The organism is Chlorobaculum thiosulfatiphilum (assembly GCF_006265165.1).
In the GTDB taxonomy this organism is placed as follows: Bacteria; Bacteroidota; Chlorobiia; order Chlorobiales; family Chlorobiaceae; genus Chlorobaculum; species Chlorobaculum thiosulfatiphilum.
In genome coordinates this window covers 108460-129240 of the sequence record NZ_VDCH01000001.1, presented here as the reverse complement: position 1 = coordinate 129240, position 20781 = coordinate 108460, and the positions used below count along the sequence as shown (strand labels likewise).

The following is a 20781-nucleotide window of genomic DNA, read 5'->3' as shown; positions in this document are numbered from 1 at the left end:
TCGGTCGCTTGGTTGAGTTCAGGTTGCTGTTACGGCGCTCGACGTATTGTCAAAGCGCCATCACTTCGGCGAATATCTGCTTTTCGGTGAATCCCGCCAGATCGATGCTGTTGGAGCGGCAGAAGGTCACGCAGGTGCCGCACCCCTGGCAAAGGCCGGGATTGACGCTGGCCACCTCTTTGACGAGGTTGCCGTTGCGGTCGCGGATCTCCTTTTGCTCGATCGCGTTGTACGGACAGGCCGACACGCAGCCCCAGCATCCGGCGCAGGTCGCCTCGCCGACGGCGGCCACCACCGGCTCGCGTTCGAGTTGCTCGCGGCTGAAGAGGCCGAGCACCTTGGCTGCCGTGGCCGATGCCTGGGCGACCGAGTCGGGAATGTCCTTCGGCGACTGGCACGCGCCGCAGAGGTAGATGCCCGCGGTGGCCGTTTCGACCGGGCGCAGCTTCAGGTGCGCCTCGTTGTAGAAGCCGTACTCGTCGTAGCCGATGCCGATCTTCTTGGCGAACTCCTTTGCGTCGGGCTGTGGCACGATGGCCGTGGCGAGCACCACCATGTCGGCGGCAACCTCCACCGGCTTGCCGAGCAGCGTATCGACGCCGCGCACGATCAGCTTGCCGTTCTCCTCGAACACCTTGCTGACACGGCCCCGCAGGTACTCGGCCTCATCCTCCTCGATGGCGCGGCGGGTGAACTCGTCATACCCCTTGCCGGCGGCGCGGATGTCCATGTAGAAAATCTTGCTGTTGCCGTCGTGATGCTTGTGCGCGAAGAGCATGGCGTGTTTTGCCGTGTACATGCAGCAAATCTTGGAGCAGTATTTGACGCCTTTCGAAGGGTCGCGCGATCCGGCGCACTGGATGAAGACCACGGTCTCCGGCTCCTTGCCGTCCGATGGGCGCAGAATCTTTCCGGCGGTCGGGCCGCTGGCCGAGGCGAGCCGCTCGAAGTGCAGGCCGGTAATCACGTCTTTGTACTTGCCGTAACCGTACTCGCCATAGACGCTCGTGTCCTGAATCTGGAAGCCGGTGGCCACCACGATTGCGCCAATCTCGAACTCCTCGAAGGTGTCCTGCATCTCGAAATCGATGCAGTTCTCGATCTGGCAGGTTTTCTGGCAGATTTTGCACTTGCCGTTCTTGAAGTAGGTGCAGCGGTTCTTGTCGATTACCGGCACGTTCGGCACGGCCTGCGCGAATGGCGTGTAGATCGCCGTGCGGTTGCCGAGTCCGCATTCGAATTCGCTCGGAATCTTCTTGACCGGGCACTTCTGGATGCAGTCGCCGCAGCCGGTGCACTTGCTCATATCGACGTAGCGCGCCTTCTTGCGCACCTTGACCTTGAAGTTGCCAATGTAGCCGTCCACCTCTTCGACTTCGGAGTACGTCAGCACCGTGATGTTGGGATGCTGTATCGCCTCGACCATGCGCGGCGTCAGGATGCACTGCGAGCAGTCGAGCGTCGGGAAGGTCTCGGAGAGCTGCGACATGTGGCCGCCAATCGAGGGTTCGCGTTCGACGAGAATCACTTCGCGCCCCGCGCCGGCGATGTCGAGTGCTGCCTGGATGCCCGCGATGCCGCCGCCGATGACCAGAGCGCGGCGCGTGACCGGCACGGAGATCGGCTTCAGCTCGTTGTTGCGCTTGACCTTTTCGACCAGCGAACGGGTGATCTCGATCGCCTTTTCGGTGGCCTGATCCTTGTCGGAATGCACCCAGGAACACTGCTCGCGGATGTTGGCCAGTTCGAGCATGTACGGGTTGAGTCCGGCCTCGGCGCACGCCTTGCGGAAGGTGGTTTCGTGCATCCTCGGCGAACAGGCAGCCACCACGACGCCCGTCAGGTTGTTCTCCCTGATCGCGCGTTTGACGGTTTCCTGTCCCGGATCGGAGCAGAAATATTTATACTCGTTGCAGATTTCCACGCCGGGATGGTCGGACAATGCCTTGACAAGGTTGCCCGTATCGACCTTCGAGGCGATATTTTCTCCGCAGTGACAAACGAAGACTCCTATTTTTGCCATCCTGAAGCCCTGAGTTGATAATGTTTCCGGCACCGGAGCGAAAAGCGCCATGTGCCGCCAGACTATAGGGACAGTCAGTCCCTTGTACCGCTGTTTTCAGCAGTGCAGTTCAAGCTTTGCGTATTGAGATTCCCTTCTCTGCCTCTCTCCTGTTTGTTCAGATGTTCATCCTGAGCGAACAGGATGCTGAAGCAGGTATCGGCCCGTCAGGGCTGCATCCCGCCGGGTGACGGGAAGTTGTCGGCACCGGTCGGACAAGCTACCTGATGAAAGCTTTCAATGTACGATTCAAATGCCTTTTTCTCATACACCGCGAGCACATTAAAGGTTTCTGACCATGCCGGTCGCCGGAACGAAGTGCTTGTCGAGCGCCACCTCTTCGGGACTCGCGCCGCAAGCCATTGCGACCAGATCGGAAATGTAGTATACCGGCATCGAGCTTATGTCGTTGTACCGTTTGCGCATACCCTCCTGACGCATGTCGAGGTTGGTGTGGCAGAGCGGGCAGGCGACCACAAAAGCGCCCGCGCCGTTGACGGTGGCGTTCTTGGCGATTTTGTGCGTCAAGTCCTCGATCATCTCCTGCTGGGCCATTGTCAGACCCGCGCCGCAGCACTCGACCTTGTAGGCCCAGTCAACCGGCTTGGCGCCCAGCGCCTCGACGATCGCCTCCATCTTGGTCGGATTTTCCGGATCGTCGTAGCCCATCGCGTCGAAAGGACGCACCAGGAGGCAGCCGTAGTAGCAGGCCAGCGGAAGCTCCTTGAGCGGGTGGGTGACGCGCTTTTTGATCTCTTCGGCGCCCATGCCTTCGAGCAGTTGCATGACTCCGATGAAGCGCGCCTTGAGCTCGGTCTCGCGTCCCATCACGCTCTTCAGTTCGGCGCGAAGCTCCTCGGACTCCATGAGCGCCTTGCGGGCGGTCACCTGGCGGTTCAGGCAGGCGGCGCAGGGGGCGAGCACGTAGTCGAGGCCTTGCTGGTCGGCCAGCGCCTGATTCCTTGCCGGAAGGAGCACGGAGAGTTTGTGGTTGGTGGCGTGAGCCGAACTCGCGCCGCAGCAGTTCCAGTCCTCGATTTCGTGGAGCCTGATGCCGAGCCGGTCGCACATCTTGCGGATGGAGATGTCGTAATCTTTCGCCGTGCCGGAGAGCGAGCAGCCGGGATAGTAGCCGATGGTCATGCCGGAGGTGATTCTAAGCGGCTCGTCCGCCTTGAAGGTGCGCTTGACGGGCTTGCGCCTGGGCGCGGCGGCGTGACCGCTTCCTTCGGCGATCTGGAAAATTTTCTCGATCTCTTCCTTGTGCTCGACGGTCTCTTTGGAGGTGAAGGCCGTCACCGGATTGATCTTGCCCTGCTTCATCATCTTGAGGCCCGCGCCAGCGTCCTGCAGGAAGGTGCGGGTGCGCAGCTTGTAGCTGTTGACCAGCGCCAGCTCCTGCAAGCGTCCGCTCTTGCGAACCGTGTTGAGGAACGAGGTGTGGAAGGCCGTGACCAGCTTTTTTGCCTTGTCGGTGGAGACGATGCCGCTTTTGAGTCCCATTTCCCTGACGGCGTCCATCGTGCCTGCGATCTCCATGTTCTGCGGGCAGCGGGCCGTGCAGGTCATGCAACCGATGCAGTACCAGAGCGAGTCGCTCTGCATCGCCTCTTCGACGTAACCGGCCTGCACGAGGCGCATGATTCTCGCGGGAGGGTTGTCCATGAAGCCCCCGGCGGGACATCCGGCGGTGCATTTGCCGCATTGATAGCAGCAGGCGTAGTTGTTGCCTGTAGTCTGTTCAAGCTGCCGCTTCAATGAATCTGTACGGATAGTATGCTCCATCGATTGATGACTGCTGATGTTATGGTATTCCTGAAACCCTCTGGCGTTTAAAGCGCCCTTGAGCCGTTCGGCTGCGATGATGCGTAAAATTCTACGTTAAGGTTTCAGGAATGCCTGCTATTTCTGGATGAATTCGTGCGGGTTCTACAAAGACATGAGCTTTTATTGTAACAAAAAATACACTAATGTCCAATTAAGGGCGTTTATTTTCTTTACTCCTCCAGAAATCTGTATTCTTGTTACGTGTGCAATCCATGAAAAAGTAAACAACGAAAGCTATGCTGAAAGAGTTCAGGGAGTTCGCCCTCAAGGGCAATGTGGTCGATATGGCGGTTGGCATCATCATTGGCGGGGCCTTTGGGGCGCTGGTCAATTCGCTGGTCAACGACCTGTTGATGCCGCCTCTCGGTCTGTTGCTGAAGGGGGCCGATTTTTCAAATCTGTTTCTGGTGCTCAGAGATGGCGCTCAACCGGGGCCATATGCCGCCTTGGTCGCAGCCAAAAGCGCCGGGGCGGTCACGCTCAATTACGGCCTGTTCGTCAATGCGCTCATCGGTTTTCTGATCATGGCTTTTGCCGTGTTTCTCCTTGTCCGGTCGATCAACCGGCTTCGCAACCAGTCAGAAAAACAGGCCGCTCCAGCCGCCGCTCCGCAGACCAAAGAGTGCCCGTTCTGCCTCTCGACCATACCGTCGAAAGCCGTTCGTTGCCCGAATTGTACGTCGCAGTTGTAAAAAAAGAGCGAACGCGAACTTCCGGAGAACGAAGGGCCGGTTTTTTGGCAGTTCCCCTATGGAGATCAACGGCTTTTTGTTTATGATTAAGTTTGCTTTGACAAAAATTCAGTGCACCGTTTCAACGATATTCCGAAACCAGAAACCATGTTCGACGAGATAGAATTCGATAAAATCAAGAGACTGCCTAAATATGTGTTTGCCGCAGTCAACGAGCTGAAGATGGCCGAGCGCCGGGCGGGGGAGGATGTGATCGATTTTTCGATGGGCAATCCCGATGGGCCGACGCCACAGCACATCATCGACAAGCTTGTCGAGAGCGTTGGCAAACCCAAAACCCACGGCTATTCAGTTTCGAAAGGTATTTACAAGCTGCGCGGCGCAATCGGCGGCTGGTATCGCGACAAGTACAATGTCGATCTTGATCTCGACCGCGAGGTCGTGGTGACGATGGGGTCGAAAGAGGGCTACGTCCATCTCGTCCAGGCGATCACCAATCCCGGTGACCTGGCGATTGTGCCCGACCCGTGCTACCCGATTCACTCGCAGGCGTTCATCCTCGCGGGCGGGAACGTGCACCGCATGAAGCTCGAAATGAACGAGGACTACACGCTCGACGAGGAGGCCTTTTTCCACAACATCGAGACCGTCTTCCGCGAGTCGTCGCCCAAACCGAAGTACCTCGTGGTCAACTTTCCGAACAATCCCACGACGGCCACCGTCGAGCTGCCGTTTTACGAGCGACTGGTCGAGCTGGCGCGGCGTGAGCGTTTTTACATCATCAGCGACATCGCCTATGCCGAAATTACCTTCGACGGCTACGTGACTCCGTCGATCCTGCAAGTGCCGGGAGCGAAGGATGTGGCCGTCGAAAGCTACACGCTCTCGAAAACCTACAACATGGCGGGCTGGCGCATGGGCTTCATGGTTGGTAACGCCAAGCTGATCGGGGCGCTGGAGAAGATCAAGAGTTGGCTTGATTACGGTACGTTCACGCCGATTCAGGTCGCCTCGACCATCGCGCTGACCGGCGACCAGAGCTGCGTCCGCGAGATCAGCGAGGTCTATCGCAAGCGCCGCGATGTGCTCATTTCAAGCTTCGCCAATGCCGGTTGGGACATTGTGACGCCCCGCGCCTCGATGTTCGTGTGGGCGAGGATTCCCGAACCGTTGCGCGGCATGGGCAGCCTCGAATTCAGCAAGAAGCTGCTGATGGAGGGCAAGGTTGCCGTCAGCCCCGGAATCGGCTTCGGCGCGTACGGCGACGAGTTTGTGAGGGTGGCGATGATCGAGAACGAAGAGCGAATCCGCCAAGCCGCGAGGAATATCAAGCGGTTTTTAAAGAATAACAGCGTGGCGTGAGGGTCGTGGTGTAATTCCGGGTTCAAATCCTATAGGACCGATAAGACTTATACGACTTATAAGTCCTATAGGATTAATTTCACTCCTCGCTTTCGAACAATTCCAGCACGGCCTGCGGAATGGCTTGCAAAACATCCACCGAGGAGACCAGGCTCGAGACGTTCGAGGCGAGGTCTCCGGCCCGGCCGTGCAGCCAGGCGGCGGCGGCGGCGGCTTCGTGGGTGTCGAGGCCCTTGGCGGCAAGAGCGCCGATCATGCCGGAGAGCACGTCGCCCGTGCCCGCCGAGGCGAGCGCTTCGGTGCCGCTGTTCGAGATGAGCACCATGCCCGACGGCGAAGCCACGAAGGTCGGCGTCCCCTTGAGCAGCAGGTTGACGTTCCACTCCTCGGCGAGCATCCGCGCCGTGTCGATTGGCGAGACCATGATATCCTCGACCGACAGGCCGCTCAACCGGCTGCATTCGCCTGCGTGTGGCGTCAGCACCGCGTCTTCGAGGCCGGTGACCCGGTCGAACAGGTTCCGTTCGGCGATGGCGTAGAGGGCGTCGGCGTCGAGCACCAGCTTTTTCCCGACAATTTCAGGCGTACAGAGGAGCGTTTCGACCAGCTCCTGCGCCTCATCGCTCCGCCCGATGCCGCAGCCGATCACGATGGAGTCGGCCCATTTCGCCTTTTCGATGATCGAAACCATGTCGCGCCCGATCACCACCACTTCCGGCGCGAAGCTGTGCATCACCGAGGCGTGGCCGTCGGGCAGCGACGCGCAGACGTAGCCCGCGCCGGTCTTGACGGCGGCGCGGGCGGCGAGCAGGGCCGCGCCAAGCATCGAGCCGCCGCCGTCTGTCGAGCCGGTGACGAGCAGCACCTTGCCGTTCAGGTGCTTGGCGCTCGACGGATCGCGCAACAGGTAGCTCTCCGCTGCGAAAGTTTCGTCCACCAGCAGGCAGGAGGTTGGTTCGACCAGAAACTCCGGTATCGAAATTTCAGCAGTCTGAATCTCTCCGCAGTGCGATGGCCCGGCGTTCTGGAAAAATCCGGTCTTGAGGAAGGCCATCGTGACGGTCATGTCCGCCTTGACGCACGGTTCTGAAGCGCGACCGCTGGTCGCATCCAAACCCGACGGAAGATCGACGGCTACCGTCACGGCTTCGGAGTGGTCGTTGACGAAGTTGATGAGTTCGACGGCCGATTTGGCCGGTTCGCGGAGCTTCGGATCGTCCGCATCTATCCGCAGGCCGGTGCCGAAAATGGCGTCCACGACGACCTGATATTCCGTCGCGCCAACGGAGGTTCGCGCTTCGTCGATTCCGGTGAAAATTCTGAGGCCCTCGTTGTAGCGCCGGTACGCCTTGAGGATGTGCAGCCCTTCGAGGTTCACCCCGGCCAGCTCCTCCTCAGGCCACGCGAGCAGCACATCGACCTTCGCCCCCCGATTCAGCAGGTGCCGCGTGACGACAAAGCCGTCGCCGCCGTTGTTGCCCTTGCCGCAGACGATGAGCGCCGAAAGCCCGTCGAGACTCCGCCCGCTCTTGAACCGCCCGGCGATCATCCGCACGGTTTCGCGCCCGGCAAGCTCCATCAGCCGGGTCTCGCCGGTGCGCAGCTCCTCGATGGCCGCCCGATCCGCCAGACTCATCTCCCTGGCCGTCAATACCGCATTCATCGTCGTCTCCTTTCTTCTTCGTCCTTTTCGTCCCAGAACTCCTTCATGTCCCTTTCTTACAATTCCTCAAGGTGCAGCGCCGACTCCAGCGCATGGTTGTAGGCGTGCAGCAGTTCGTCAATCGAAAACTCCGCTACCGGCTTGCCATTCACGGCGATGCTCGCGCCGACGGGCAGCACCTTGCCGATGACGCGCACCGGCACGTTCAGGCGGTCGGCCTCCTCGATCACCGCGCCTGCCTTGCCGGGATCGACCGAAATCACCACGCGCCCCTGCGCTTCGGAGAAGAGCAGCTTCTGGCGCGCCGCACTGTCCGAATTCGCGCATTCGAGATCGACCTCGAAGCCGAGCATCCGGTCGTGGTTCATGATCGATTTTTCGGCAAGCGTGACGGCAAGGCCGCCATCCGAAACGTCGTGCGCCGAGTTGACCAGCTTTTTCGCAGCGAGCGTAACGAGCAACTCCTGAAGGTTTTTCTCGTGCTTCAGATCGACCGCAGGGGAGTCCGCTCCGGGTGTGCCGTACTGCATCACGAGGTACTCCGAGCCGTCGAGCGCGAGTTCCGGATCGCCCAGCAGCACGATGGCGTCGCCCGCCTCGCGGAAGGTCGATTCCACCAGATTGCCGATGTCGTCGAGCAGGCCGATCATGCCGATGGTCGGCGTCGGGTAGATCGCCGTGCGTTCGCCGCCGAGCGAGGTCTCGTTGTAAAAGCTGACGTTCCCGCCGGTTACGGGCGTGTCGAACATGCGGCAGGCGTCGCCCATGCCTTCGACGGCAGTCTTGAACTGGAAGTAAACCTCCGGCTTGTATGGATTGCCGAAGTTGAGGCAGTTGGTGACGGCGAGCGGCTTCGCTCCCGTGCAGGCGATGTTGCGCGCGCACTCGGCCACGGCAATCGCGCCGCCCGCTTTCGGGTTGAGATAGACGTAGCGCGAGTTGCAGTCGGTCTTCATCGCGAGGCCCTTTTTGGTGCCCTTGATGCGGATGACCGCCGCGTCGGTCTGGCCCGCCGGAGTGACGGTGTTGGTCTGCACCATCGAGTCGTACTGCTGATAGACCCACGCCTTGCTGGCGATGTTGGGGCGCGAGAGCAGTTGCAGCGAGAGCGCCTTGAAGTCGAGCGAACTGTCCGTCACGAGGTCAGCCGCCGGAGTGTCGGGCTTTTTCTCGACCGCCTCGCGGATATAGACCGGAGCGCCGCCGCCGAGCACCAGCGACATGGCGGGAATCTCGGCCACCACCTCGCCGTGCTGGCGTACGCGCAGCATGTTGTCATCCGTCACCTGGCCGATCACCACGGCGTTCACATCCCATTTTTTATAGACGTCGATGATCTCCTGTTCGCGCCCTTTTTCGGCCACGATCAGCATCCGCTCCTGCGATTCGGAGAGCATCAGCTCGTAGGCGGTCATTCCCTTTTCGCGGGCGGGCGTCAAGTCGAGGTCGATCTCGATGCCGCCGCTGCCAGTCTTCTCGATGCCGCGCGCGCTCATCTCCGAGGTGGAGCTGGTCAGCCCCGCCGCGCCCATGTCCTGCAAACCGGAGACTGCGCCGGTGGCGATCGCTTCGAGTGTCGCTTCGAGCAGCAGCTTTTCGGCGAACGGGTCGCCCACTTGTACGCTCGGGCGCTTGTCCTCCGACGCCTCGCTCAGCTCTTCCGACGCGAAGGTTGCGCCGTGGATGCCATCGCGTCCGGTCGAGGAGCCGACGATCAGCACCGGATTGCCCTTGCCGAGCGCCGTGGCGCTGACGGTTTTGTGGTGCTCCACCAGGCCGACCGACATGGCGTTGACCAGCGGGTTGCCGGTGTAGCACTCCTCGAAGTAGATTTCGCCCGCCACGGTCGGTACGCCAAACGAGTTGCCGTAGTCGCCGATGCCTCGCACCACGCCGTCCACGAGGTAGCGCACTCGCGGGTCACGCGGCGAGCCGAAGCGCAGCGAGTCGAGCGACGCCACCGGGCGCGCGCCCATCGTGAAGATGTCGCGGTGAATGCCACCGACGCCGGTCGCCGCGCCTTGGTACGGCTCGACCGCCGACGGGTGGTTGTGCGACTCGATCTTGAATGCCACGGCCAGGTTGTCGCCAATATCGACCAGCCCGGCGTTCTCCTCGCCCGCCTGCGTGAGCAGCGAAGCGCCGTCGCGCGGCAGGGTTTTGAGCACGGCGATGGAGTTCTTGTAGCTGCAATGCTCGGACCACATCACCGAGTAGATGCCAAGCTCGGTAAATGAGGGCGTCCGGCCCAGTACGTCACATATTTTGGCGTATTCCTCTTCGTTCAGGCCATGCTCCTGGGCCAGCTTCAGGTTCACTTCAGGTTCGGTGTTCATGGTAGGGTGAAAAATTTATAGGTCGTACAGGTCTTATAGGACTTATAGGTCCTTATAAGATTAAAAGATGAAAAACAGGGCCGCGTTTTTTTATCCACGTCGTCCACATTGTCCACAAAACAGGGCGGGCACAAGACCCGCCCCTACAAGAATTCATAATTCAACATTCACAATTCATAATTCGTCATTCTCCCGCGCCGCAGCAGTTTTTGTATTTCTTGCCGCTGCCGCAGGGGCAGTCGTCGTTGCGGCCTGGTTTTTTCTCGACGCGCACCGGTTGCTGGATGACGATTTCGTCTCCGGGCATCGAGAGCGTGGCGCTGAGTCCGCCATCGGCGGCGATTTCGTAGGCGCTCTCCGCTTCGGCGTGTTGCGCCACGAGCCGCTCCTGGCGCACGGCCTGACGGCGCTGGCGGGCTTCGATCTCCTCAGTCTCCTCCTGCGTGATCGGGAAGAGCCTGAAGGCTACCGACAGGGTTTCGTGCTCGATGTCGCGCAACAGCTCGACGAAGAGCTTGTAGGCCTCCTGCTTGTATTCGAGCAGCGGATCCTTCTGGCCGTAGGCGCGGAGGTTGATGCCCTCGCGCAATCCGTCGATCTCGCGCAGGTGCTCGCGCCACTTCTGGTCGATCACCGACAGCACGGCGTATTTTTCGATCTGCTGCATGATCTCGTCCGGCAGCGAATTCTCCTTGCGGCGATAAAACTCGCTGGCGCTCTTGTAGAGCGCTTCGGCGGTCTGCTCGAACGGTTCGCGCTCGAAGGCCGAGGCGTCGGGCCGGAACTCGACCGAAAGCTCGCGCATCACCTGCTCCTCCAGCCCCGCAGGATCGTTGGCGTCGTGGAACTTCTTGACTACGGTCTGGCTGTAGTCTTGCAACAAGTCCATGATATCCGTCTTCAGGCGCTCCATCTTGAGCGCCTTGCGGCGGCGGGTATAGATCACCTCGCGCTGCTGGTTCATGACGTCGTCATATTCGAGCAGGCGCTTGCGGATCGAGAAGTTCTGCTCTTCGACCTTCTTCTGGGCGCGCTCGATCGATTTGGTGATCATCGAGTGCTCGATGACGTCGCCCTCCTCGTGGCCGAGGCGATCCATGACCGCGATGACGCGATCCGAGCCAAACAGGCGCATCAGCTCGTCTTCGAGCGAAACGTAGAAGATCGACTCGCCGGGATCGCCCTGCCGTCCGGCGCGTCCGCGAAGCTGCCGGTCGATGCGGCGCGACTCGTGGCGCTCCGAGCCGAGGATGAAGAGGCCGCCGATTTCACGCACACCGGCGCCGAGCTTGATGTCGGTGCCGCGTCCGGCCATGTTGGTGGCGATAGTCACCGCCCCCTTCTGCCCGGCCATCGCGACGATATCCGCCTCGCGGGCGTGCTGCTTGGCGTTGAGCACGTTGTGCTGGATGCGCTTGGCCCGCAGCATCCTCGAGAGCGTCTCTGACACCTCGACGTTCGCCGTGCCGACCAGCACCGGCTGGCCTTTGTCGATCAGCTCCTGCACCTTGCCGACGATGGCGTTGTACTTTTCGCGGCGCGTTTTATAGACCAGATCGTCGAAATCGCGACGGTCGATAGGTCGGTTGGTCGGAATCACCACCACGTCGAGCTTGTAAATCTCAAAGAACTCCGACGCTTCGGTTTCGGCTGTACCGGTCATGCCGGCCAGCTTTTTGTAGAGGCGGAAGTAGTTCTGGATGGTGATCGTCGCCATCGTCTGGGTTTCGCCCTCGATCTTGACGTTCTCCTTGGCCTCGATCGCCTGATGCAAGCCGTCGCTGTAACGGCGTCCGGCAAGCACACGGCCTGTGAACTCGTCCACGATCATCACCTGCCCTTCCTGCACGACGTATTCGTCATCCTTGGCGAAAAGCGTGTAGGCCTTGAGGAGCTGGCCGATGGTGTGCAGGCTGTCGGAGCGTTCGGAGTAGAGGCGATAGACCTCGTCCTTTTTGCGGATTTTGTCGGTCGGCTGAAGGTTTTTGTCGGCTTCGATGATCGCGATTTCGCTGCCCACGTCGGGCAGGAGGAAGAGATCCTGGTCCTGATTGCTCAGCTTGCTCAAAAACTCGCGTCCCTTTTCGGTGAGGTCGATGGTGTTGGCCTTTTCGTCCACCGCGTAGAACAGTTCGTCGTCCACCTCGTGCATCCGGGCGGAGTTGTCCTTGAGGTACTCGTTCTCCACCGACTGGATAAGCTTGCCCACGCCGGACTGCGAGAGCATCTTGGTGAAGCGGTTGTTCTTCGGCTGGCCGCGTTTGACGCGCAACAGCGCCAGACCGGCGTCGAAATCGGTCGGCTTCTCCTTCAGAATTTTTTCGGCCTGACCGAGAAGCGAGGCTATCAGATTCTGCTGCGACCGGACGATCTGCTCGATCCAGGGCTTGATCTCCCGGTATTTGGTGTCGGTGTCCGAATTGGGCACGGGGCCGGAGATAATCAGCGGTGTGCGAGCCTCGTCGATCAGGACGCTATCGACCTCGTCAACGATGCCGAAGTAGAAGTCGCGCTGCACCATCTCCTCCTCGGAGCCGGCCATGTTGTCGCGCAGGTAGTCGAAGCCGAACTCGCTGTTGGTGCCCCAGGTGATGTCGCAGAGATACTCGTTGCGCCGCTGGTTGGAAAAGAGGCCCGCCAGAATGACGCCGGTCGAAAGGCCGTGATAAGCATAGACCGGCTGCATCCATTCCATGTCGCGCTGGGCCAGGTACTCGTTGACCGTCACCACGTGTACGCCACGCCCGGTCAAAGCGTTCAGGAAAACCGGTAGCGTGGAGACCAGCGTTTTGCCCTCGCCGGTGGCCATTTCGGCGATCTTGCCCTGATGCAGCACGATGCCGCCGATGAGCTGCACGTCGTAGGGAACCATGTCCCACACCATTTCGCGCCCCATCACCGTGTAGGTGTGACCTTTCAGGCGTCGGCAGGTCTCCTTGACGAGCGCGAAGGTCTCCGGGAGCACCTCTTCGAGCACGGCCGCCGTGGCCTCTTCATACTCGTCGCGGAGCTGATCGAGTTCAGCGTTCAGCTTCTCGTGCTCCTCGTGGCTCACGTCCGGACGGTCGAGCCTGTTGCCGCACTCCTTTATCTTTACCTCGAACGGAACGAGCCTGTCACGCACCTTTTTACGCAGCTCCACGCCCTTGTTGCGGAACGCTTCATCCGTCAGCGCCTCAAGCGGGCCATAAATCTCATTGATTCTATCGACGATCGGCTGGATTTTCTTGATGTCTTTTTCGTGCTTCGATCCAAAAATCTTTGCAAAAATTTTGAGCATGTAATCTTTTGATTTCTCGGTGTTTCGTGACGGTAACGGCGGCGTAAGACGCACTTTCCAATGAGCCGTAAAGTACCGAATTTCGCAAGCTGAAAAAACAACCGCCGAAAAAAACATGTTTTCCACGAGCACCGCGCTGCTCGCCGCTTCGCGCGGCGAGAATTATGAATTATGAACGATGAATTATGAATCGGATGAGACTGATCAGCCAGATCCGTCCGATAAACCGCAAGCGTGAAATCGCGCTACGTTTGCGGTATATTGCAGTCAAACCGATCATGCTCGATCACTGTTGTCATGGCAATCAAGCTCGCTTTTCGCACACTGCTTCTGGCGCTTTTCCTGACCGGACTCGCCGTGCTCGCCCCGTCGCCGGTTCGGGCGGCGCAGACGATAGCGCAAACTCCTCATACGCCGCCGCTGGGCAGCGCGGAGCGCAGGGCGATTCTCGCCGCCATGCGCATGAAAATAAAGGAGTTGCACGGCCTCGACGTGGTGTTCGTCGTCAGGGCGATGAACGTCAGCGGCGGATGGGCATGGGTGCACACCTTGCCGCGCTCGGCGGATGGCTTGTCCCGTTACGAGGATTTTTACGCGCTGTTGCGCAAGGTGAAAGGGGAGTGGAGGATTGCCGAAATCCCCTGCACCGAGCCGGACAATCCTGAGTGCATCGAAAGTCCCGATTATTTCAGGAGGCTTGTCCGCCGTTTTCCGGGTGTGCCAACGGGAATTCTTCCCAAGGACACTTCCGTTCGCTGATGATCAGTTTTTGCTCAGTCAAACCGTCAGCTAAATGGCGGCAAAAGAAGTACATCGACTATGAAATGGTATGATGCAGTGATTTCGGGAGCTGGGCCGGCGGGATGTTCGGCGGCGCTCTCTCTTTCCCGGAAGGGGTATCGCGTCTTGCTTTTCGACAAGGCGCGCTTTCCGAGAGAGAAGATTTGCGGTGACGGCGTGACCGCCGCTTCGACCGAGCTGCTCGAAGAGATGGGCGTGCTGGAGCTGCTCCGCCAGCGGCCCGGCAGCCTGAACGCCTTCACTGGCGCGACCTTCGTCTCTCCCGGCGGCGCGGTGGTGCAGGGCCGGATTTTGCAGAACGGTGCGCTGCAAGGCGGCTCTTACGTCATTGCGAGAACCGATCTTGACGAATGTCTCGTCACTCGCGTCAAGGAACACGCCTCGATCACCTTTCTCGACAACACCGAAGTCACCGGCCTCGTCATGGAGGGCGACCGGGCGCGTGGCGTCCGCACCTCCGCAGGAGAGTTTTCCGGCGGCGTGGTCATTGCCGCCGACGGGGCCTATTCGCCGATAGCCAAACAGCTCGATCTGTGGAATCGCGACAAGCGTCAGCAGGGCTTCGCGATGCGGGCCTGGTTTTCGGGGGTCGAGGGGCTGGGGGATTCAATCGAGCTGTGTTACGACAAAGCGATGCTTCCGGGCTATGGCTGGATATTTCCCGCCGGTGAGCGTCGCGCCAACGTCGGGGTGTTTCTGTTGCCTCGCTTCACTGATCAGCGAAGCACGAAGCGCTTGTTCGAGAGCTTCGTCAAGGAAAACGCCTTTGCGGCGTCGAGGCTGAAGCGCGCCGTCATGGAGCCGGGCACACTCAAAAGCTGGCCGCTGCCGTTCGGCTCCTTTGCGGGACGGCGTGGCCGCGGCAACGTGCTGCTCGCGGGCGACGCGGGGAGCTTCATCGACCCGATCACCGGCGAAGGCATCTACTACGCGCTGAAAACCGGACGCTACGCCGCCGAAGCGGTCGCCCACGCACTGGAACGCAACGACGAATCGGCGGCGCTGAGCCGCTACGAGCAGCTTTGGAGAGGCGAATTTTCGACCCGCATCTATTTCCCCGGCTACGCATTTCAGCATTTCATGAACAATGAGTGGTTCGTGGAAACCTTCATGCGCTACACCGCCAGAAAACAGCACCGAGCCGACCTCCTCGCCGACGTCGTAGCCCACAACCGCAAACGCCGCGACCTGTTCAAACTGCTGAATCCGTTTTATTGAAATGGGGGAGAAAGAGCGAATGGTAACTCGTTTATTTACCGGTCATTGCGAGGAGCAAAGCGACGCGGCAATCCAGATTTGTGGGAATTTCTTCACATTTTACAATATTGCTCCGCCCATTAAAACGCTTAAACAATTGCCCCGGACTTCAGTCCGGGGTATGCGGATAACGCAAAATAAATCTGGGCTTTAGCCCAATCTCTTCTTGGTGGTGCTTTTGCGATATATTGTCGCCGGAGTAATAATAAGTTGATAGGGCGATTCTACTATCATCCAGATTCTACTATCATCCATCCATGAAACAATGATGGTGATGAGTGCTATTAGTTATCTTATTATTCTGAAGTCAAATAGGTATTATCCGATTGAGCCGGGGTGTTGCTGGTATATAAGAAAATATTGTCTCTGCGACTGTTGATTGATATGATTTATATGCGTTTTATTAACGGTTTATGATTCGATATGTTACAGCGAACGTTTAATTATTGGACAAAAAAATTTTGATTCAATGAAAAATATTTGTTAACTAATCTCTGTAGTTCTGTAAGCAAGTTCAGTTGTTTTCAGGTTACGCCCCCAGATGCACGGGCTACCATTTGTACTCCTTTTTGTCCGACTCATACATCTCTCGTGCGAACCCGTTGTAGTAAAGTAGTAAAAAGCAGTGCTTTCGAAGGCGGTTTGGATTGTGGAGTTGTGTGGTGTTGAGTTTTTTCCCAGTTAGTCGTTGGCGCTAAATGGTATTCTAACGAAATGAAAAGGAGGTCGGATCATGAAAAAATTTATTAAAACGATAAATCTCGTAGTTGTACTGCTATTAATGTATGCAGCCAAATCCCAAGCGGTACAGTATACAGAGAATTATGACACAGCACCCGGCGGTAGTGGTTACGCTGCATTATTGGGCAGCCCAAATGGCTTGGTGTATGACACTTATGATGCGAGAGCATTTAGCCGATTGGCAGGATACCCAATTACTGTTATTGGAAGTGGGGATGAAAATTTCTACTGGGGTAATAATACTATTCTTCCTAAGCCTTTATATGGCGAGCCAGGGGTTTCCTATTGTGATGATAATTCAACAGGTTACCTTTTCAATGGATACGGCACTGGTTATGGCAGCACAGGAAAAGGGAACAATTATGTACTTGGAATCGATTTTACCAATGGTCCAACAACAGTTTACAGTGTTGATATTGGTTATGCAAGTGGATCAAATGCACCAACACATTCCGTAGACGTTATCGGTCTCAATGGTGGAGTTGTAGTTTGGACTGCGCCGGGTGGTGTTTCATATGGTTCTTTGACAACAGTTGATTTACCCGGGACTGCTGTTGATCGTATCGAAATTGTTAGAACTGGTAATACAACTGCTTTGTTTAGTGGTTTTCCGTTGGCATGGTATACATTGGATAATTTGACGTATGACATTGCTGCTGCACCGACAGGTACATATTCATGGAAATATTATGATGCAACAACATTTGGAGGCGGGGGCCCTGTGCCAGAGCCGTCCGCTGTTTTGCTTATGGGTATTGGTGCGGCCGGAATGGGATATGCAAAACGCCGCAAGGATCGATCTGTCGTATAGGTTTTCTTTTCAGTGCTTTCACAAAAGCCACTCTTTCAGCCTCGGCGCTCCATCCGCGCCGGGGCTTGTCCTTTTCCCTACTCGAACTCTATCAGCGCCTGGCCGCTTTTGACGGCTTCACCGGGGGTGGCCAGGATGGCTTTGACGGTTCCGGCGGTGTGGGCGGTGATGTTGGTTTCCATCTTCATCGCTTCGAGCACCACGAGCAGGTCGTTGACCTGTAACTTCTGGCCTACCTGCACGTTGACTCGGTTCACGATACCGGCTATCGGGCTGCGGCACACCTTTTCATCCGGCAGGTTGTCCGCCATCGGCTTTGCCGGTTGAGGCCGGGCGGCGGGCGGCGGTTCGGGGTTGCGGGACTGGATCGTGGAGACCGGCTGCGGGAACGAGGCGGGCATACGCGCCTCCTCGCCCTCGATCACCTCGACATCCACCACATATTTTTTCCCATCTATAGTCAGACTTAACTGCACGACTTTGGTTCCTTATTGTTTTATGCTAAAAGTGTGGGAGGACTGGATCGAAACCCTTCCCATCTGCGACCACGAACTCGGCCCCTGTTCGCTGATGAACCGGGCGCGCCGGATGCGTACGTTCTTGCCGAGGTAGGCCGCAATCGAGACCGACATGATCATGAGCAGCTCCGGCGTGATCTCCTGCTGTTCGTCCTCGACTATCGTTTCTGTTGTTTCCTGTTCGTTCATGATTTCTGGTTCGTTTCGGGTTCAGAGGGGAATCAGGCCGTGCTTTTTCTGTGGCCTGAACTCCCGTTTCGAATGCAGAATGTCGAGCGACATGGCCAGGTAGCGCCGCGTTTCGGCGGGTTCGATCACGTCATCGACCTTCATGGCGGAAGCGGCGGCGTAGGGCGTGGAGAATGACTCCTTGTACTCCGCGATCAGCTCCTGCCGCTTGGCCTTCGGATCGTCCGACTTGCGAATTTCGTTGCGGAAGATCACATCGACCGCACCTTCGGCGCCCATGACGGCGATCTCGGCGGTGGGCCACGAAATCACGCGGTCGGCGTCGAGATCCTTGCTGCACATGGCCAGGTACGCGCCGCCATAAGCCTTGCGCATCACTACGGTGATTTTCGGCACGGTGGCCGCCGAGTAGGCGAAGAGCATTTTCGCGCCGTGGCGGATGATGCCGCCATACTCCTGTTCCACGCCCGGCAGGAATCCGGGCACGTCCACCAGCGTCACGAGCGGAATGTTGAAGGCGTTGCAGAAGCGGATGAATCGCGCCGCCTTGTCGGAGGCGTCGATGTCGAGCACGCCCGCCATCACCGCCGGCTGGTTGGCCACTATGCCGACCGAGCGCCCCTGAATGCGGGCGAAGCCGATCACGATGTTCCGGGCGAAGTGCTCCTGAACCTCCATGAAGTCCGCCCGATCCACAAGCCGCGAGACGACGTCGCGCACATCGTAGCTCTGGCGAGAGTCAACCGGGATGATCGAGTTCAGGTACTTGTCCGGCAAGATCACCTCCTCGGCTTCCCACTGCGGCGGGTCTTCGAGGTTGTTCGATGGCAAAAAGGAGAGCAGGCGGCGGCAGATGGCCATCGCGTCGCGATCATCCTCGGCCACGAAGTGCACCACGCCGGAGATGTTCATCTGCGCTGCCGGGCCGCCGATCTGTTCGGCAGTCACCTCTTCGCCGGTGACGGCCTTGATGACCGAGGGGCCGGTGATGAACATGCAGGCCGATCTGGTCTGGATGATGAAGTCCGTCAAGGCCGGGCTGTAGGCCGCGCCGCCCGCGCACGGGCCGCAGATCAGCGAAATCTGCGGTACCACGCCCGACAGCATGACGTTGTTGTAAAACACCTGCCCGTAGCCGGAGAGGCTTTCGATCCCCTCCTGAATGCGCGCGCCGCCGGAGTCGTTGACGACAATGAAGGGCGAGCCGGTTTTCAGCGAAGCCTGCATCATCTGCACGATCTTGCGGCAGTGCACCTCTCCCGCCGAGCCTCCGCCGACGGTGAAATCCTGACACGCCAGATGCACGAGGCGGCCATCCACGCTGCCCGCGCCCGTCACCACGCCATCGGCGGGCATCGGCTTGCCCTGCATCCCGAAGTTGGTGCAGCGGTGCTCGGCAAAGAGGCCGCTCTCCAGAAAGCTGTCCTGATCGACCAGCGCCGTGATCCTCTCGCGAGCCGTCAGGCTGCCGCCTGCATGTTGCTTGTCGATGCGCTCCTGCCCGCCGCCGAGCTGAATTCTCTCCCGCTTCTGGTTCAGTTCCTCTATTTTTTCTTCAATGCTCTTGATATGTTCCTGCATCACTCGATTATTATAATTACTGATATGGGGCCACAGTCACCTTGTGCTGCCGTCCGCTCAGGGTCACGGCATAGGTGATTGGGCCGGTAATGGCGCCCTGGTGCCCCTCCGCTGGATGGGTCTCGGAGACGCCGGTATGCGGGTCGCAGCCAAGGTTGCGCGGCCCTTCGTGGCGGGTGGCGAAAAATTTTGGCGCGATCTGCGGAAACATCGCATAGGTCAGCACATCCTCGTCGGAGCCGTTGCACCCTTCGAGCGCGAGCGCTTCGGAGCGCAGCTTCTGCCATTCGGGCTGGAGCAGATCGGCGGGACGGCAGGTGACCGGCTGCTTTCCGGCGTGACGGTGGGCCATCTCGACCACCTCCGGGTTCTTTTCACCCGGCCCTTTGCCGTAATATCCAAGCATGAGATCGGCGAATTCGCCGGTCAGGACGGCGTACCGCCCCATCAGCACGTTCAGCACCGCCTGGGTGCCCACGATCTGGCTGCTCGGCGTGACGAGCGGCACGTAACCGGTGTCGCGGCGCACGAGCGGAATTTCGTCGAGCACCTCCTGCATCCGGTCGCCCGCCCCCTGCTGACGAAGCTGGTTCTCCATGTTGGAGAGCATCCCGCCGGGAATCTGGCTCTTGAACAGTTCGGTCTCCACGCCGGTAACTTTCGACTGGAACTCGCTGTAGCGCTCCAGCACGTTCATGAAGTGGCGCTTGACGCGCTGCACCCGCTCCATATCGACGCGGGTCGCGAAGCCGGTGCCTTCGAGCATCTCGATGAAGCTCTCCGTCGGGTTGTGGCCGGGGCCGAGGCTCATCGAGCTGACGGCGGTATCGACGCAATCCACGCCCGCCTCGACCGCCTTCATGAGGCTCACGAGGGTGACGCCGGTGGTGGCGTGCACGTGCAGGTGAACGCGCAGATCAGCGCCGCACGCCTCCTTGATGCCGCGTACCAGCTCGTATGCCGCCTGCGGCTTGATGAGCGCCGCCATGTCCTTGATGCAGATGGAATCGACCCCCATCTCCTGCAATCGCCGCGCCTGATCGACGAAGAGCGCCGTGGTGTGAATCGGGCTGACCGTGTAGGAGATCGTCCCCTGCGCGTGACCGCCAACGTTTTTGACCGCCCGCACCGAGGTTTCGATGTTGCGCAGGTCGTTGAGCGCGTCGAAGATGCGGAACACGCCGATGCCGTTCTCGGCGGATTTCTGGCAGAAGCGCTCGACCACCTCGTCCTGGTAGTGGCGGTAGCCAAGCAGGTTCTGGCCGCGCAGGAGCATCTGCAGCGGGGTTTTCGGCATAAGCTTTTTGAAGGTGCGCAGCCGCTCCCAGGGGTCTTCGTTCAGGTAGCGGATGCAGGCGTCGTAGGTCGCCCCGCCCCAGCACTCGATCGACCAGTAGCCCGCCTCGTCGAGGTCGGCACAAGCTCCGGTCATGTCGTCGATGCCGAGCCTCGTCGCGATGAGGCTCTGATGGGCATCGCGCAGGGCAAGCTCAGTAATATCAATGATTCTTGGTTCCATGAATGGTTGTGAGGTGAATTAGGAGTTCCGGATGGGATGGCTCCGGCGAACCAAAAATGGTTCCCGACCGGAAGTCGAGGGATGTAAAGCGGGATCGAAAAGGCATTGTGTTCATCTATTGTTATGCCGGAGCTTCTGGCGG

The 20781-nt window shown here is 59.0% G+C and carries 14 protein-coding genes; 5 read left to right on the top strand and 9 right to left on the bottom strand.

All coding sequences use genetic code 11. The features are described 5' to 3' along the window. Positions 1 to 49: 49 nt before the first annotated feature. A complete protein-coding gene (locus tag FGF66_RS00570) occupies positions 50 to 2023 on the bottom strand; it encodes a CoB--CoM heterodisulfide reductase iron-sulfur subunit A family protein (RefSeq protein ID WP_170181120.1) in 1974 nt (657 codons plus the stop codon). Positions 2024 to 2344: 321 nt separating this feature from the next. Then, a complete protein-coding gene (locus tag FGF66_RS00565; protein ID WP_139455764.1) occupies positions 2345 to 3847 on the bottom strand; it encodes a heterodisulfide reductase-related iron-sulfur binding cluster in 1503 nt (500 codons plus the stop codon). Between the two features lie 278 nt (positions 3848 to 4125). On the opposite strand from FGF66_RS00565, the gene mscL reads away from it, so the two are divergent. Continuing rightward, positions 4126 to 4581: a large-conductance mechanosensitive channel protein MscL gene (gene mscL, locus FGF66_RS00560; RefSeq protein ID WP_139455763.1), complete on the top strand. Its 456-nt coding sequence runs from the start codon at positions 4126 to 4128 to the stop codon at positions 4579 to 4581. A gap of 147 nt (positions 4582 to 4728) precedes the next feature. Beyond that, positions 4729 to 5943 carry an LL-diaminopimelate aminotransferase gene (locus FGF66_RS00555; RefSeq protein WP_139455762.1) on the top strand — a complete coding sequence of 405 codons (1215 nt, stop codon included), beginning with the start codon at positions 4729 to 4731 and terminating at the stop codon, positions 5941 to 5943. A 79-nt stretch (positions 5944 to 6022) separates the two neighbouring features. Here the strand turns inward: FGF66_RS00555 and FGF66_RS00550 are convergent, their stop codons facing one another. The 3 genes from FGF66_RS00550 to secA all read right to left on the bottom strand — a co-directional run bounded on the left by FGF66_RS00550 (position 6023) and on the right by secA (position 13222). Next, on the bottom strand, positions 6023 to 7606 hold the full coding sequence (locus FGF66_RS00550) for an NAD(P)H-hydrate dehydratase (RefSeq protein ID WP_139455761.1): 1584 nt from the start codon (positions 7604 to 7606) through the stop codon (positions 6023 to 6025). Positions 7607 to 7662: 56 nt separating this feature from the next. Further along, complete coding sequence (gene purL, locus FGF66_RS00545) at positions 7663 to 9942, bottom strand: phosphoribosylformylglycinamidine synthase subunit PurL (RefSeq protein ID WP_139455760.1); 2280 nt, start codon at positions 9940 to 9942, stop codon at positions 7663 to 7665. 184 nt (positions 9943 to 10126) lie between these two features. Next, positions 10127 to 13222, bottom strand: coding sequence for a preprotein translocase subunit SecA (gene secA, locus FGF66_RS00540; protein ID WP_139455759.1), 3096 nt, complete (start codon positions 13220 to 13222; stop codon positions 10127 to 10129). Positions 13223 to 13519: 297 nt separating this feature from the next. Here secA and FGF66_RS00535 point away from each other — a divergent pair, with 297 nt between their 5' ends. The 3 genes from FGF66_RS00535 to FGF66_RS00525 all read left to right on the top strand — a co-directional run bounded on the left by FGF66_RS00535 (position 13520) and on the right by FGF66_RS00525 (position 16832). Beyond that, on the top strand, positions 13520 to 13981 hold the full coding sequence (locus tag FGF66_RS00535; protein ID WP_246046434.1) for a hypothetical protein: 462 nt from the start codon (positions 13520 to 13522) through the stop codon (positions 13979 to 13981). A 60-nt stretch (positions 13982 to 14041) separates the two neighbouring features. Next, positions 14042 to 15241 carry a geranylgeranyl reductase family protein gene (locus FGF66_RS00530; RefSeq protein WP_139455758.1) on the top strand — a complete coding sequence of 400 codons (1200 nt, stop codon included), beginning with the start codon at positions 14042 to 14044 and terminating at the stop codon, positions 15239 to 15241. A 772-nt stretch (positions 15242 to 16013) separates the two neighbouring features. Next, positions 16014 to 16832, top strand: coding sequence for a PEP-CTERM sorting domain-containing protein (locus tag FGF66_RS00525; protein WP_139455757.1), 819 nt, complete (start codon positions 16014 to 16016; stop codon positions 16830 to 16832). Between the two features lie 77 nt (positions 16833 to 16909). Here the strand turns inward: FGF66_RS00525 and FGF66_RS00520 are convergent, their stop codons facing one another. Genes FGF66_RS00520 through FGF66_RS00505 form a run of 4 tightly spaced genes read right to left on the bottom strand, consistent with a single transcriptional unit; the run spans position 16910 to position 20639 of the window. After that, on the bottom strand, positions 16910 to 17308 hold the full coding sequence (locus tag FGF66_RS00520; protein ID WP_139455756.1) for a biotin/lipoyl-containing protein: 399 nt from the start codon (positions 17306 to 17308) through the stop codon (positions 16910 to 16912). 12 nt (positions 17309 to 17320) lie between these two features. Continuing rightward, on the bottom strand, positions 17321 to 17539 hold the full coding sequence (locus tag FGF66_RS12480; RefSeq protein WP_170181119.1) for a hypothetical protein: 219 nt from the start codon (positions 17537 to 17539) through the stop codon (positions 17321 to 17323). Between the two features lie 21 nt (positions 17540 to 17560). Next, complete coding sequence (locus tag FGF66_RS00510; protein ID WP_139455755.1) at positions 17561 to 19120, bottom strand: acyl-CoA carboxylase subunit beta; 1560 nt, start codon at positions 19118 to 19120, stop codon at positions 17561 to 17563. Positions 19121 to 19136: 16 nt separating this feature from the next. After that, a complete protein-coding gene (locus FGF66_RS00505) occupies positions 19137 to 20639 on the bottom strand; it encodes a methylmalonyl-CoA carboxytransferase subunit 5S (protein ID WP_139455754.1) in 1503 nt (500 codons plus the stop codon). Positions 20640 to 20781: the final 142 nt, after the last annotated feature.